This window comes from Moorena sp. (genome assembly GCF_982860115.1).
Window position 1 is genome coordinate 12,163 of the sequence record NZ_CEYLVT010000086.1, and the last position, 16,195, is coordinate 28,357.

General features: G+C 42.6%; 12 protein-coding genes. 5 read left to right on the forward strand and 7 right to left on the reverse strand.

Annotation, left to right across the window (positions count from 1 at the left end):
- Positions 1–196: 196 nt before the first annotated feature.
- Positions 197–2,614, reverse strand: coding sequence for a selenide, water dikinase SelD (gene selD / locus AC4II3_RS16275; protein ID WP_488007653.1), 2,418 nt, complete (start codon positions 2,612–2,614; stop codon positions 197–199).
- 376 nt (positions 2,615–2,990) lie between these two features.
- Between selD and AC4II3_RS16280 the strand changes: the two genes are divergently transcribed.
- The 3 genes from AC4II3_RS16280 (at position 2,991) to AC4II3_RS16290 (ending at position 6,550) form a co-directional block, all read left to right on the forward strand.
- Positions 2,991–3,908 (forward strand): putative selenate ABC transporter substrate-binding protein, encoded by a 918-nt coding sequence (locus tag AC4II3_RS16280; protein WP_488007655.1) that lies wholly within the window; start codon positions 2,991–2,993, stop codon positions 3,906–3,908.
- Between the two features lie 135 nt (positions 3,909–4,043).
- Positions 4,044–4,901 (forward strand): phosphonate ABC transporter ATP-binding protein, encoded by an 858-nt coding sequence (locus tag AC4II3_RS16285; RefSeq protein WP_488007657.1) that lies wholly within the window; start codon positions 4,044–4,046, stop codon positions 4,899–4,901.
- Positions 4,902–4,918: 17 nt separating this feature from the next.
- Positions 4,919–6,550 (forward strand): PhnE/PtxC family ABC transporter permease, encoded by a 1,632-nt coding sequence (locus AC4II3_RS16290; RefSeq protein ID WP_488007659.1) that lies wholly within the window; start codon positions 4,919–4,921, stop codon positions 6,548–6,550.
- 591 nt (positions 6,551–7,141) lie between these two features.
- Here the strand turns inward: AC4II3_RS16290 and AC4II3_RS16295 are convergent.
- From AC4II3_RS16295 to AC4II3_RS16315, 5 genes are all read right to left on the reverse strand, one after another.
- Positions 7,142–8,062: an Npun_R2821/Npun_R2822 family protein gene (locus AC4II3_RS16295; protein WP_488007661.1), complete on the reverse strand. Its 921-nt coding sequence runs from the start codon at positions 8,060–8,062 to the stop codon at positions 7,142–7,144.
- Between the two features lie 10 nt (positions 8,063–8,072).
- The gene (locus AC4II3_RS16300) at positions 8,073–9,080 is read right to left on the reverse strand and encodes an Npun_R2821/Npun_R2822 family protein (protein WP_488007663.1); all 1,008 of its coding nucleotides are present in this window, start codon (positions 9,078–9,080) and stop codon (positions 8,073–8,075) included.
- Between the two features lie 6 nt (positions 9,081–9,086).
- Positions 9,087–10,076, reverse strand: a complete 990-nt coding sequence (locus AC4II3_RS16305) for a glycosyltransferase family 10 domain-containing protein (protein WP_488007665.1) — start codon at positions 10,074–10,076, stop codon at positions 9,087–9,089.
- 301 nt (positions 10,077–10,377) lie between these two features.
- Entirely contained in the window at positions 10,378–11,283 is a 906-nt protein-coding gene (locus AC4II3_RS16310; RefSeq protein WP_488007667.1) for a sulfotransferase family protein, read from the reverse strand.
- Positions 11,284–11,410: 127 nt separating this feature from the next.
- Complete coding sequence (locus tag AC4II3_RS16315; protein WP_488007675.1) at positions 11,411–12,610, reverse strand: glycosyltransferase; 1,200 nt, start codon at positions 12,608–12,610, stop codon at positions 11,411–11,413.
- 914 nt (positions 12,611–13,524) lie between these two features.
- On the opposite strand from AC4II3_RS16315, the gene AC4II3_RS16320 reads away from it, so the two are divergent.
- Positions 13,525–13,707 (forward strand): replication restart DNA helicase PriA, encoded by a 183-nt coding sequence (locus tag AC4II3_RS16320; RefSeq protein WP_488007669.1) that lies wholly within the window; start codon positions 13,525–13,527, stop codon positions 13,705–13,707.
- 111 nt (positions 13,708–13,818) lie between these two features.
- Here the strand turns inward: AC4II3_RS16320 and rlmN are convergent, their stop codons facing one another.
- Entirely contained in the window at positions 13,819–14,874 is a 1,056-nt protein-coding gene (gene rlmN / locus AC4II3_RS16325) for a dual-specificity RNA methyltransferase RlmN (RefSeq protein WP_488007677.1), read from the reverse strand.
- Between the two features lie 113 nt (positions 14,875–14,987).
- Between rlmN and AC4II3_RS16330 the strand changes: the two genes are divergently transcribed.
- On the forward strand, positions 14,988–15,806 hold the full coding sequence (locus AC4II3_RS16330; RefSeq protein ID WP_488007671.1) for a formylglycine-generating enzyme family protein: 819 nt from the start codon (positions 14,988–14,990) through the stop codon (positions 15,804–15,806).
- The last annotated feature ends 389 nt before the right edge of the window (positions 15,807–16,195 follow it).

Here is a 16,195-nt window from a genome sequence, read left to right on the forward strand (position 1 = left end):
CTTATACTACCATAGAAAGATTCAATAGCTCGAAAAAAATTTGAAGCTATTCTGACTAACTGCTATTAACTAGCAATAATACCTAGGCATATCACTACAATCCATGTGTTAGCCTTTAAGACTGCGCTCCATCCCTACTGCCTACTACCTACTCTCATTAACCAAGAACGAAAGTACCTCACCCAATTGAGAACTGCTATATAATAGTAATCGCTCTCGACATAGCTTCTGGAGCTGGGATGACCCGACCAATTAAGCAGCTTTCTTGATGACCAAAAGCTTTCAATTTATTAATACATTCATCAGCTTTTTCCGCTGGAATAGCTGCTAGGAGTCCACCAGAGGTTTGAGGGTCAAATAACAACTGGTAGTTAGGTAAATGACTAAGGTCTAATCGATTCTTGATGTAGATAGACGAACGTAAATTTTTAGGGTGAATAGAACTAGTGATTCCTGCTTGCACAGTTTCTATTGCTCCTGGTAAAATCGGAATCGCTGCTAACTCTAATTCCACGCTGACGTTTGAGGCGTTAACCATTTCCAGGAGATGCCCTAACAGTCCAAATCCGGTAATATCAGTACAAGCTGTTGCTCCACATTCACGAAAGACTTGGGCGCTGGTTTGATTGGATAGTAACATGGATTCCACTGCCTGCTCAATCCAGCGACCTTTGGCTTGGTAGCGCATATTAGCAGCAAAGAGAGTTCCTGTCCCAATCGCTTTAGTCAGAATCAGCACTTGACCAGGTTTCATACCGCTTTTGCGCAGCAGTTTTTCAGGATGAACGAGACCGTTGCAGGATAGGCCAAAGGCTAATTCTGTCCCTTCGGTAGTATGGCCACCAATTAAATAAGTCTGAGATTCTTGGAGGATTTTGTTGGCTCCAGACATGACTTGATAAAGGGTTTCCTCGACCTTATCTTCTGTCCCATAGGGAATCGTGACGACGGCTAAGGCACTTTGTGGAGTTGCCCCCATGGCAAAAATGTCACTCAAACAATGATTGGTGGCAATTTGACCGAAGATATAGGGGTCATCAATCAAGCTGCGAAAATAATCGATAGTCTGTACCATCAATTGACCTTCTGGAACTTGCAAGACAGCGGCGTCATCAGGGTCTTTCAGTCCCATCACAATATCAGGTCTTTCCAAGATGGAGAGCCGTTTGATTACCCTTTCTAAGGTGGTACTACTGACTTTTGAACCACAGCCAGCACAGGGCATTGTCCGGTGTGTTGGGGATTGTTGAGAAGGAATTGGGATAGTTTTGGCTTCTATCCGGTGCTTCTGCTGCAAGGCTTCTGCCCCTACAACCTTGCTTCCTTTGTGCTGTTGATCCATTTCCGACCTTGGTGGTAAGTCCTCAAACTTACTCATGAATTTCCGGTCGATGTGATCTTTCGTCTGCCACATCCATCGAGAGTGCCAACCAAACAATGACCAAGATGCGATCGCACGTTTGTCCCCTGTGCCAATTAAACTTAGATAGCGCTTCTGGGGAATGTAGGGGATAAGTTTTTTTCCTAATACAATTCGTTGCAGGTTTTCAAATAACGGCTTGCCCTGACGGACGGCAAATACCCCAGCTTTGGGACGTTGGTAATTTTGCATAGTAGCAATATCACCGGCTGCAAAGATATGGGAGTGGGAAATTGATTGGAGGGTATCAGCAACGAGAATAAACCCCCGCTCATCTGTGGTTAATCCTGAGGCTTTAATCCAACTTGGAGCCGAAGCTTGAGTGACCCAAAAGACATGATCACATTCTACCTTTAATCCAGAGTCACAGATAACAGTTAGTAATTGGGGTAGTAATTGGGGATATAAATTAGCACTTTCACTATTATTGTTTGCTATCGATTGATTCAGTTTATTCTGACCGAAATGGGGGGATATTTGGCTGACACGTTCAAGTAAATGAAGCTGAATTCCCCGCTGTAATAAAATTTTTTTTAAGTGGTTGCTGACCCAATAATTGTGATGGGGTAACAGTTTAGTGCCTCGATGGAACAGGTGAATTTGTAAATTCTTACTGGGCTGGGGAGCATTAGTCAATCGTTGATGCAATAGTTTATGTAATTTGCCTTGTACATTCAGTGCCAATTCTACTCCCCCTGCCCCACCACCAACGATCCCAAGGCTCAGAGGTTGCTTTGGGTTCTGTGTTACTCCTGCCACGATTCCCTCCCAAGCTGCCAAAAACTTAGGGACGGGTTTAGCAGCGATCGCATACTTGTCCGCTCCCGGCGTTGACATTGTCCCTGGCGTACTGCCAATATCAATCGACAAGTAATCAAAAGCAACGGGAGGATGGTTGCTACAGATAACTTTATTATCATGTAAGTCCAGACCAATGACGCGGTCTAGATATAACTGTGCCTTAGCAAACCCAGCCAGACGGCGCAAATCAATATGAGCTTGATCGTAACTGTAAAAACCTGCGACATAACCAGGAAGCATCCCTGAATAGGGAGTATGGGAGGTATCAGTAATGAGGGTGAGACGGACCCCTGGAATGGGTTTCATGCCAAACATTTTCAGCGCGATCGCATGGCTGTGACCGCCACCAACTAGCACTAAATCTTTGGTAATGGGATGGGAATCTTGCTGCATAATATATAACCTTATTTAATCCCTATAAATACCATTATTTATAAGTAATAAATTCAGCCTTAGTTTGACAATAAAATTATCTATAAATACCTGATTTATTATAACATAAAAATTACTTGTTTAAATTTATTTCCTAAGGCTGCGGTAGCTAAACTCAAACAACTTGTGTCTCTCACCGATTTGATTGGTATATAGTGTTTTTAATAGCTATGAGGTACACAGATTTTTTCCCCTACTCCCTACTCCCTATTCCCTACTCCCTACTCCCTATTCCCTACTCCCTACTCCCTAGAACGAAAGTACCTCACCCAATTAAAAATTGCTAGATAGTGTATGATTGTCAGGATCATGATTTGATAATCACCCAAACATACCTATGCAAAAAAGTTTACTAGGACTACTATTTATAGTATTGCTGCCTTTTAGCGCCTGTTCGTCTCAACCGAATTCTGCGACCTCCTCTAGGAATGGGGCGCAGGTACAATCCTTCACTACAGGAGCGATTCCCGATCAAGATCCAGAAAAGTTGCAGCGACTCTACAGCAAGCTGACTGATTACCTAGAAGCAGAGCTTGGTGTACCAGTAGAATACAAGCCCGTAACTGACTATGCGGCTGCGGTGACAGCGTTTCGAGTCGGCGACTTAGATCTCGTCTGGTTTGGCGGACTGACAGGGGTTCAGGCGCGGTTGCAGGTAGATGGGGCAGAAGCGATCGCTCAGCGAGACATTGATGCAGAATTCCACACTGTTTTTATCGCTAATAAAAACAGTCAGATTAAGCCGATTCAGGATATCAGTGGTCTGAAAGCTTTAAAAGGAAACACCTTTACCTTTGGTAGTGAGTCTTCAACCTCTGGACGCTTGATGCCTCAGTATTTTCTAGAGCAAGCTGGGGTGCAACTGGAGGACTTTAAGGGCAAAATTGGGTTTTCTGGTTCCCACGACAAAACGATTCAGTTAGTAGAAGCTGGTAGTTATAAAGCTGGAGCGTTAAACGAACAGGTCTGGAAGAGTCGGGTTAATTCAGGGGAAGTCGATTTAGAGAAGGTTGAGGTAATTTGGCAAACCCCTTCCTATTATGACTACCACTGGGTAATTAATCCTAAGGTAAAAGAGCGCTATAGCGATGATTTTGTCCAGCGAGTCCAAGCAGCCTTGTTAAAACTAGACCCTAATGTTCCAGAACAAAAAGAGATTCTCGACTTGTTTGGGGCAGCTAAGTTTATTCCTACAGAAAATAGCAATTATGCTCAGATTGAGGCAGTTGGTAGGAAAATTGGTAAAATCAAATGAGCAATCACCTAGGTTTAAGCTAAAAGGTATTTTAAATACGTTTTAGCTATGCAAAAGCCATGCATGGCTATTGGCAAAATGCAAAATGATAGTGGGATATATCTTTTTATTTGATTTCACTAATATACAGTTGAAATGCACAACAGCTTACCAATCTTTGAACTCAAACAGGTATCCCAGCAATTTGGTCAGTTTCGGGCACTGGCTAATGTTAACCTCAAGATTTATCCAGGTGAAAGAGTTGGTCTAGTTGGGTCAAGCGGTGCCGGAAAAAGCACCTTGATTCGCCTGCTCAATGGCACATTACTCCCCACTCAAGGGCAAGTTTACGCTTTAGGGCGCAATCTTTCTGAGCTATCTCCCCATCGCTTGCGTCAGGTACAGCGACGAATTGGTACAGTTTACCAACAGTTTAATCTCGTCAATAATCTCAGGGTGATTCATAATGTCAATGCTGGCCATTTAGGGCGCTGGTCATTTGTCAAAGCAGCCGTTTCTTTAGTGTTTCCTTTAGAAGTGGAAACAGCTGCAAAGGCTTTAACTCAAGTCGGAATTCCAGAAAAGCTGTATGCACCAACTGATAAACTATCTGGTGGACAGCAACAACGGGTAGCTTTAGCCAGAGTGCTAGTGCAAAATCCTGAGGTGATTCTGGCTGATGAACCCATTTCTAATTTAGACCCTCAATTGAGTCGGGAAATTATGAATTTGCTCAGGGATATAAGTGACACAGGCTCGAAGACATTAATAATTAGCTTGCACGCCCTGGAATTTGCCCGCAATTATTGCGATCGCTTAGTAGGATTACGACAAGGACAGATTGTATTTGATATTCCAACAGCCGACTTGTCGCCGAAAATGATAGAAGCTTTATATAGAACACAGACGCCGGAATCAACTGTGTCACCGAGCTTAATTAAGCATATCAAACAATATAGTAGTTCTCGATGGGGTGAGAGACTTTCGTCCTCGGTTAATGGCCATAGGGAGTAGGGAGTAGGGTAACAACATTGACATTACTTTCAATAGTCAAGCAGTTATCTCGTCCGCCCTTACTCGATCGACATCGGCTGTGGGTACTGTTGTTTTTTGTTGCCATTGCTCTTTCCGCCTACGAAGCTGGAATATTTCAACAAGACCTATTCAATCCCGGTGGATTTCCCTTACTATGGCGATTTTTGCGAGCTAGTTGGCACCCAGAGATTAGTCCTGAGTTTTTGCGCCTGACCCTGAATGCCACTCTTACCACCCTCGCCTATGCTGCTTGCGGAACCTTTCTGAGTATCTTGATGGGGATGGTAGGAGGAATTTTAACCTCACAAGTGTGGTGGTTGACCGTCTTTCCTCACTGGCCGCTCGGACAAAGTATTTGGCTAGGCATGCGGGGACTGCTGGCCTTTCCGAGAGCCATTCATGAGATGATATGGGGGATATTTTTCGTCAATATCTGGGGGTTAGATCCCCTAGTGGCCATAATTGCGATCGCTATTCCCTATGGTGCCATCGTTGCCAAGGTCTTTTCAGAAATTCTGGATGAAACGCCACGGGAACCGTTAATGGCCTTGCTCAATAGTGGCGTATCCCCCTTAACTGCACTTCTGTACAGTCTGATTCCCCAAGCCTTTTTAAATCTTCTTTCCTACACTGTCTATCGCTTTGACTGTGCCATTCGCTCAGCAACAGTACTGGGGATTATTGGTGCTGGAGGATTAGGTTATCAGATGTTTCTGAGTTTACAGTCCCTGCGTTACGAGCAACTGTGGACATTTTTCTATGTTCTGGTCTTATTAAACGGCGCAGTCGATATCAGTAGTGCTATATTGCGCCGTCGGATTAATCTAAGCCTGCTTTTGATTTTAGTCTGCCTTTGCTTTTTGAGCTTTTGGTATGTCAGTCCCGGACTCAGCAAGGTTTGGTCTCCTCGTACTCAGGAACTTTTAGGGGATATTGTCCAAAGGGCATTTTCACCAGAAATTAATGGAGTCCAATTCCCACAGTTATTTACTCTCTCCATCGAAACCCTTGCCATGTCCATACTAGGGATTGCTGGTGCTGGTATTGCTGGCATGGTACTGTCTTTTCCAGCAGCCCATAATTTTCTGCTTCCTGGTGGATTGCTCAATCCCAATCCCAAGGCATTAACTATTGCGTCGATACAAGGTTGGACAATACTGGTGCTAACTCGGATAGTCCTACTCTTTTGCCGAGCCATTCCCCCACCGATTTGGGCAATAGTAGCGCTGTTTGTCCTGTTTCCTGGAATTTTACCCGGTGCGATCGCACTGGGATTAAACAACCTCGGTATTCTAGGCAGATTAATGACAGAAACCAATGAAAACCTGGAAAAGCCTCCTTTAGAAGCCTTGAAAGCCCAGGGAACTCCAGGAACCCTGCTATTTCTCTATGGGATACTGCCGATTAACTTGCCCCGTTTCCTAGCTTATATCCTCTATCGCTGGGAAGTCTGCATTCGGGAGACTGTCATGGTCGGATTAGTAGGAGCTGGTGGGTTAGGTCTGTTGCTGACCGAACAATTGAGCAGCTTTGACTATAGCAGTGTAGTAGTAACGCTGTTTTGTTTCGTGATTTTGACCTTTTTAGTCGATTGGGTTAGTGCTGCAGCTAGAGGCTCAAAAACTTAACTATAGCAATCCTGAGATTTCTCACAAACTTGAGAAAGTATGACTAGGACAAAGTATTTCGGCACAACTATACTGGCAGCAAAATCATTAGATCTCCCACATCCTTCCCCGTACTTGAATTAACTTGAATTAACTTCACCCCATCACCCATCCCCCTATCACTCCATCACCCCATCTGTGAGTGAACCAACTCTCTACCTATTTCTATTCGCACAAAAGAAACTTTTTGTCGATGATTTACGTCACCTAACGTTATGACAATTGTCACAACCCCTATTACCGTAGGATCACCCACGATCCACGAAAAATTCAGGATACTGAAGATAGGGGTAACTACTTAATAACGTTACTACTACTAGATGACGTTGCGACTAGAGGAGTGTAAAATGTTGGAAAAACTTATCTTAGCTATCACCTTCACCTTAGTACTGTATTTATCGTCAGATTTCGGTTTAATCAGCACCGAATCAAGATCTTCTGCTCCTCCGGCATCGGACTTTACAGAAGAAGTTGTAAGTCACTTACCATCAAACTGACATCTTACACTACTTCATTAACCCTTTTTGTAACCTTTTTAGGACTAAATCCGCTTTACTTTTTCAGTGATTTGTGTAATTTGTTGGTAATTTGTTCCCATAAGCTCTTCTGAGTTTTAGGCTGCAAAGACTCATCCTCTGGCATAGGTTCATTCAAATAGCGGTAATGTTTCCAGATATCCCAGTAAGGACAACCAGGCTGAATACGAATACCAGCCCAGTGTAGATATTGTAGGGGTTGATTCAAATTTGGATCAATAAGTCGTACTCCTTGGGTTTGAAATTGTTTACTACCTGCCCAGTTTCCTGGAGCTCCCCCTGGTCTACGCACAATATTAAATCGGTGGTGCATCTGCTTCAATATCATATAGTTGATAATCGGCTGATCGGAGGTTTTCTGGGAAAAGTCAAAATACTCGGGATGAGCCGCACACTCAGCAAAGGTTTCATATAAAGTTTCTTCACTAATCTTATTTTTCTTGGCTCCCCAAAACCCCCCATTAAAGATATCCTTCAGTTCCGCTTCACTAAAAATCTTATCTTCAATAACTTTAGGGGTGAAAACATTGGTGATTCCCCCGACATGCTGGTAATCACAGCAAATAAAATCATGGTCAGCTAAGTAGTCAAGATTATCTGCTATCTTCTCAAAAACAACGATATCAGTATCGATATAAATAAATTCATCAAAGGTTCCAAACCAGCAAGCCTGTTTCCGGAACTGATTCGGTCTAGCAAAAAATCCCTCCCCGAAAATTTCGTGTAGCTTAGTAGACAGGCGTTCGATAAACGCCAAATCTGGATAAATCTCTACCCCATAGGACTCTTTAAGAATTTGAGCCACCTTTTGATAATTGTCATCATAGGGAATCAAAACAATTGGGGTATCGCTATCATAAGAGCGGATACTATTTAGTAACGCAATAGACTGGTCAATCACCCGGTCATTAGCAGTGATGTAAATTCCACGATTCATAAAATCTGCCTCAACGACTCAATCCTAACTTCTTGAATACTTTAGTGGTTAAACTAGGAGGCTGGTTGTAAGGTTTAGCCTTAGTAGTAAACTGAGGACGTTTTTCGGGTTGATGATAATATCGATAATGTAAGAAAATATCCCGGTAGGGAAAGTCAATATTCTCTCCAGCACACAGTTGATTGAAAATTTTTGATTTGATTCCAATGTAATGAAGATAAGTCAGCCGATTCCCATGATCATAAAGTAGATTATCCCGAACGTCAAAGTGAGAAGATGTTACGGAATTGCCTGTTCTTTTATCTTTAGGCAAACTCACAGCAAAATTATGGATCGATAACCCAGACCTCATCCTCATGTAGTTGAGTACAGATTGGTTAGGCGCTCGCTTATACAGAACCTCTGCTTCCCCATTAGCTAATTGAGAAACTAACCATTCTCGCTGCTCTTCAGGAAATAATCCTCGCTTAGCCCCATAAAATCCAGAACAGAAAATTTCTGAATTAATCTGGGATTCATCGAATACTTCCAGTAACTTCGGTGAGGCTACGTTAAAAATATGTGCTGGGTCTTTATACTGAAAGTCATAAACCACAAAATCACTCTCATCTAACTGCTTAAAGACGAAATCTAAGGAATTCATCAGCACAGTGTCAGCATCGAGATAGATAAATTTTTCAAATGGACTCTCTGGATCAAAGGCACAGTAACGATGATTTTCACCAACCCGATAGAATTTCGTCTTCATGCCTTGTGCCTGCCATTCTTGTAAGGCTGAGGGGTGAGTTTCCCAGACACGGTAGGAAAACTCTTCCCAACGGACAAATAGTTCTGGATTATCCAGCAAGGTTACATTATCTCGCGTGGCAATGTCTTGACGGACTTTGTCTAACTGATCATTGTAAGCAATGACACAAACTGGAGTGTCTTTCCCAGCATTAACTTCTATGCTATTGAGCAGTGCTACCAGTTGGTTGTAAACCACATCATTAGCTAATGTATAAATTCCTGTGCTCATCTAGACTTACCCCAGTTTTTCCACTACCTTAGACAAGAAGTTGAGTAAATTCAACTCATGTAAAATGATTTGACGTGCTTCTGCGATCGCATCTAGAGCCTCATGCCATGCATCCGGTGTAGCCGTCACTTCCTGAATGTAAGCTAAGCCCTTTTCATCCTCACTTGGCAGTCTCAAAAAGCTTCCTGGAGGCAATAATTTATCAGCAGCAGAACCACCATAGTAGATTGGTAAACACCACGCTAATAAAGCATCCCACAACTTTTCACTCACATACCAATCATTACCAGAATAGTTTTCAATCGCCAGGCTGTAGTAATAAGGAGCCATCGCATTCCACTTATTCCCTACTTTTCCATATCCGTTTACCCAGTCTGGCAAATCCCGTCCATACACGTCAAATTCTAGATCACTGTCCCTCAACAGCTTCAAAAACGCCAAACGCTGACGATGATTAGCCGTACGAGCAATACCGGAGGTAATCCAACAACAGGAACGAACTTTTTCTGGCGCTCCCATTTCATCCAATTCACGAAAGGAATTGTTGTGGTATGAAATAGCAGGCATATAGTCAGGAATTGGCGCAAAATCATCAGGACCACATACATAGCCACAGTATTCCTGAGCTTGTTTATATTCATTAATTCGGAACTCTTCCCGTTCTGGAAAGGGAGGTTCCCGCACCAAAGAAATAATCCGTTCTTTTGGCACTCCCCGCAAGAGAGTCTTGAGATCTGTGACCTTAGGCTCAGGGGGCTTGTGAGCTAGCCCAAAAAAATTGCCAAATTTGGGTAATGGTCGTTTTTTATCAGAAAATTCGTTAAAGTTGTATAGCAGTAAAAAATCCGGTTGAGGTGCAGTAGCTATCATTTGAATATTTTTCCAAACCCCCAAAGGATGAGGGGTTTGCCTCCATAGCCAATCAACAGGACTGGGTTTCAGTGCCTGATAGCTACTTATCATGCCGATAACTTTTTTGTCCATAGTTTTGGACATAGCTTAATTCCCTAACTCATCAAGTTGAAGTTGATAATAATTTGAGCAGCTTAGTTTAAGCTAAACGTAAGCATTCAGCTATCAGCTATCAGCTATCAGCTATCAGCCTATGCGCTACTTGAGGTGCTACTGTTCGCGCAGCACCTCAAGTAGCGCAATCGGTGCTTTTGAATAAAATAAGCTGTTCGCGCAGCGTGAGCTTTTAGCTCACGGCTGACTGCTGACTTCTGAATGCTTACAGCTTAACTTACTTAACTTAATTGTCAACTTATAATTGTCAACTTACTTGTTCACTTAATGTTCAACACTTTAGCCATTGGGAAAGATCCCGACCAATCACATCTTGAAGCTGGAGGATATCCTCACGATAGAATTCAATCAATTGCTTCCGCACTGCTGTTGATAACTTAGGTTTCCCACGATTTAAATATCTAATCTTATTAACTAGTTTATCCCTTAGGCTAGTAGGAAGCAATGGACTGAGAATGGATTTAACTGGGTGCGGTTGGTTCAAAAATGATTCCAAGGCTTTGTTTTTGGGAAGGCGAGGAGCTTGCCTAACTTTTTCAGATATATCTGGGGTAAAGGTATCGTCTATCTGCAAAAAACCCAACATATCTTTCAGCATACCTATAGGATTATTATTCAAATCTTCGTATAGATAAACCTTAATTTGGCTTTTTTCAAAGGCCTCATAATAACGCTTCATTTGGACATAGTAAAGTCCCTGGTGTTTATAGTGCCAGAAGGACCACCAGTTATTTTGAATGCGCTTCTCTTCTTGGGCAAGAGCCTCAGCAAAATCCGTTAGTGGCTCACGCTCTTGCTTGAGTAAATGTAAATAGTTGGAATAGGCTCTTTCTGCTGGATCTCGAAGAATGGCGATCAGTTTCGCCTTAGGAATATAGTACTTTATGCGTTCAACAGATTTCGCAATGTAGAGATAACTTGTAGATGCTTCACCAATAGCTACTTGATTAGTTACCTTTTTAAAAAGTTTACGATAGGCGTCAATATCAGTGACAATGAAATCAGCTTCTTTTTCATCTCCCAAACCACGGAAATCTAACGTTTCCCCTTCAAAAGCAAAAAACCTAGGTTCCTTGGCAGGACTCATGTAGATTTGCGGATGCTGCTTTAGATATCGATAAATTGAGGTAGTTCCAGCCTTAGGTGCACCTATAATTAAAAAGTTGGGCATTGTCATGAGTCTATCTAGTTAACTGATATTTGACAAAGTGAAAAGTGTTTAATAAAGTCCTTAGATTAGACATGAAATGATCAGGAGAGGGGGGCTGACATTGTCATGTGATCATGTCTTAAATGTTACCCTATTAATCACATAATATAGGATGTATAGATTCTGCTACATTGCTGAGAATTTTGACAATTCTATTTTCCCAACAAAACTGACGCCCCCACTTAATTTGAGCGGCATAACCATTCACGTTTCTGGGATAGGTTTCTAATACCTGCTGGAGGCAACGAGTAAATTGAGCTGGGTTATCCGGTTCACACCAGCCAGCAATAGCATTCGATGATTTAAATTCCATCAACGGAGGAATTTCCGTTGCCACAATCGGAGTTCCTGAAGCCATATACTCAAAGAGCTTCAGAGGAGAGGTAAAGCTAGCCGCCTCACCAGAACAGTGAGGATGAGCCAACACATCAGCGGCTTGGAGTAAGCTGGTAAGCTGCTGGTGGGTAAGATAACCTAAGAAGGTAACATTGTCAGCTTGTTTTTCCCTCGCTAGCTGTTGATAAGACTCTACTTGAGATTCATTGCCACCAGCAAAGACAAATTGAATCTGTGGTAATTCTTTAGCAACATCAACTAATAAGTTGACCCCTTTGAAGCGATAGAGTCCTCCTGAATAGACCACTAACTTTTGGCGGTTATCCAGCAAAAGTTTTTTGCGCCATTCAGAGGCTTGTTCTGGTTGTCTTACTAAAAAAGACTGATTGAAGCCACTATGGAGTTTGATAATCTTTTCTGGGGGCATACCCCTACGAATCATATCGTCCCGAATATTATCAGCCACGGTGACTGCGACTTGAAAAAGTGGGTTTTGGACAATCGATTGATCATAGTCACTTTTTTCATAATGTTCCCGCTCATAAATGACTGGTACACCATGCTTGATGGCTGTTTTCACTAAATTCCAATCCAAGGTATGTAAGATTTGAGTATGGGGAAAAATATGAATTGGAAAATAGTAACGACAAACGATTGTGCTGGGGCTAGTCAGTTTGCCTTGGATTTGACCAATGGGCCAAGGCATAGCTAGGGGAGCCACCTTGAGCTGATCTTGAATACTGTAAAACTTGGTCAGGTTCTCCGGTGGATGTTGGAGCCGAAAGGGATAAACCCAGTCTAAGGGATTCAGGGATTTCTCTGGGGGGTGAAGATAGACTAAAACAGTAGAATAACCAAGGTTAGCAGCAGCATTGGCGGAATTGACATCATGAACTAAGTAGGCCGCATTGGGTTGAGGTACAGTATGTCTGGTAAAAAAGATATAATGTTTATTCATATTCATTATTAGTTGATAATTTTAAATTGAATTGATAAGATACTGTGTTTGCTATTAATACTCAGGGTAAGCACATCTCAAATCCTTCACGGGGGTCTTCTATATCGCTGAAAATTAATCCCATTTGTTCGGTTAACCCATTCGCTCTTCTCACTTCTGACTTCTCACGCTAAGCGTAGCGCTATATCAAACCTGTCTATATTGTTTAGCCTAATCCCTATACTATTGCTTCAGTAATTACCCTGATTTATCCCAATTTCAGTTATGCTCGCTACACATAATTGAAGATGGGGCAACGGATTGCTTAATTCAATTAACAGATGGCTCAAGAATCGTCAACTATCAATGACCAATTACCCGATCTCGGATATGATAAGTAATCAACCAAGTAAGGTATCATATCTCACATCTTTTGTGATAAAACTAGTTTAGTCTACGGTAAATATTATCATTGTTTTGTATAAAACAAAACATAAAATTATTAGGGATCAATCAGGGATCAATAGCAGATAAGCTAATTTTTAATAAAAATTACTTAGTCTTGGAGTGCCAATCTCTTAAAAAGATTAACAAATGCAAACCATATTGCTAAGTATTGTTAAATAAATTACCAAAAAAATAAGACTTAAATACAATAGTTAAGGAAAGATTAACGATTACTGCCTCCAGATTAATCAGTTGAGTGGTCATATCTAACTAGTACAAGACGGCACAAATAAAGTAAAGCTACCATTCAAAACCAATGAAAAGCTTACATCATCCATCAGCTTGCGGTCCGCTACTAGTAGATGGTTGAACCAGGGTCGGTGCTTGTTAGAGGCAGTCATTTCTTGATGCAGTCGCTCATGGGGGAAACCCCCTTTGGCGGCGCTGCATCGCTTTTTAATAACTGACTAAATTAAACAAGGTTTAACATGCAGATAACACAGAACGTTTACTGTCCTAATTGTGGCAGTAGTGCTCAAAGGATTTATTGTCAAAACACTCACCTAACCCAGACTCAATGCCCGGTCTGTGATTATTTAATGATTAACTGCTCTCGCACTGGCAGGGTGGTTGAGGCTTATGCCCCTGGCATCTATGCTTCTAGTGCATAAGCAATAAGGGGGTGAGGGGGTGAACTCACAAGGGTAGGTTTTTAACAGAAGGGTAAGTAAAACCTCCCTTCTGTTTTTTTTTCACTTCCACAAAACACTACTTCTCTACTTCTAATTACTCCTAGATGCTCTAAGTTGTCCACAAGCGGCGTCTTTGTCAAGACCACGGGAATGGCGTACACTGACAGCAATGTGTTGCTGCTTGAGAGCTTCAACAAAGGCTTGAATCCTGCGATAACTAGGGCGCTGGTAATCTACTTCACTAATGGGATTGTAGGGAATCAAATTGACATGACTCTGAAACCCCCTCAGGTTCTTAGCCAACTCAACAGCATGTTTTTGAGAGTCATTCAGTCCACCCAAAAGGATGTATTCAAAGGTGACTCGGCGACTTGTTAAGTTTACATAGTCTCGACATTCATCTAATAGTGCTTTGAGAGGATAGTGCTTGGCACTAGGAATCAGTTGCTCCCGTAGCTGCTGATTTGAGGCGTGTAGACTGACAGCAAGGGTAACTTGTAGTTGATGCTCAGCCAGTTGGCGGATACGACCGGGAATACCAACTGTTGAAATAGTAAGCGATCGCGCTCCAATCCCCAGGTCCTGATTAAGAGACTTGACTGCACCTACCACAGCTTCGGTATTCAGCAAGGGCTCTCCCATACCCATAAACACCACATTGCTGACTCGTTGTTGAAAATCTTCCCTCACTGTTAAAACCTGATCGACAATTTCATGGCGAGCCAGATTGCGAGTGAATCCGCCTTTACCAGTAGCACAGAAGTCACAAGCCATGGGACAACCGACCTGGGAAGAGACACAAACGGTCAGACGCTTTGGTGTGGGAATACCCACAGTTTCAATAATTTGACCATCTGATAACTGGAGCAGGTATTTTACCGTACCATCCTTTGCTTCTAAGCGGTAGTGTAAGGTTGAGCGACCAATGGGGACATCGGCGAGGGTGTTACGCCACTGTTTAGGAAAGACGGAAATTTCAGAAAGCGATCGCACTCCTTTTTCATAAATCCATCTGTGTAACTGACGCCCTCGATAAGCGGGTTGTCCCTGTTGTTGTATCCAGCTGGTTAACTCTACTAAAGAAGCTCCTAACAATGGCGGAATTGAGTTTACCACTGGTGAGACTGACCCACTCACATTAGTCATGGTCTGGGAGTTTGAACCATTGCTACTGAGGTCTGGTTGAGGGATAGAAACATCTGGGCACATAAGGGCTTTAGGGGAAGGATATAAGGATATAATCAGGGAGGATGTCACTTATGCAGAACATTTGTACTAAATCTGGTCTATCTCCGTGGGACAGAGTTTGGGTAACTTATACACCAGTATGGTCTCTATTAATTGTAGAAGTTCTCGCTTTTGTCTTTCATTGTCTATCTCCTGAGTGGTTCGTTGAATCAAGTCTTGAGCAAGTGCGTTCGCGTAGCGTGACCAAAGGTCAATCGCGTAGCGTGACCAAAGGTCAATCGCATGGCGGAATTAGTAATAGTAATCCTGTAAAAGTAAAAGAGTTCTGGATGGGAAAATTTCCAGTAACTCAGAGGCAGTGGAAAACCGTTGCTAGTTACCCATCATCCACGACTACTATTAGTGGTGAAGTCACACCCGCTTTTCAGGGCGATAACCTACCCGTTGAGAAGGTAACATACGATCAAGCTCAAAAATTTTGTCAGGTACTCAATGAACACTTTGCAAATAAACTCGGTAGTCGAACATTCCGTTTGCCCAATGAGGAGGAATGGGAATATGCCTGTCGAGCAGGGACGACAACAACATATTACTATGGCAACAGCCATGAAAATCTGGAAGAATATGCTTGGTACAATAGTAATTCTGGTGGAAAAACTCATCCAGTAGGACAAAAAAAACCGAATAAATGGGAATTGTATGATATACTAGGTAATGTATGGGAGTATTGTGTTAAACCCGGGTCAAGTGATGATGAGGATGATAGTCATCGGATGATGTGCGGTGGCTCTTGGTTAAAAAGATCTGGTCAGTGCAGCTGTGCCTCTCGCTACGAAGCAGAACAGTCCAACTCGGCACACGACATCGGTTTCCGGGTAGTGTGTTCCTAGGCGTGGACTCTTTTTTGCCCTTTCGCCTTTTGTAAGCATTCAGCTATCAGCTATCAGCTTATGCGCTACGCCCACGCTACTTGAGGTGCTATCAGCTTTCAGCTTATGCGCTACGCCCACGCTACTTGAGGTGCTATCAGCTTTCAGCTTTCAACTTATGCGCTACGCCCACGCTACTTGAGTGGCCATTGGCCAACGGCTGACCACTGACCACTGACCACTGACCACTGACTACTGACCACTGACGGCTGACGGCTGAATGCTTACCGCCTTTTTACCCTTTTTCTAGGTAATAGGTAATAGGTAATTGAGAATTGAGAATTGAGAATTGAGAATTGAGAATTGAGAATTGAGAATTGAGAATTGAGAATTGAGAATTGAGAATTGAG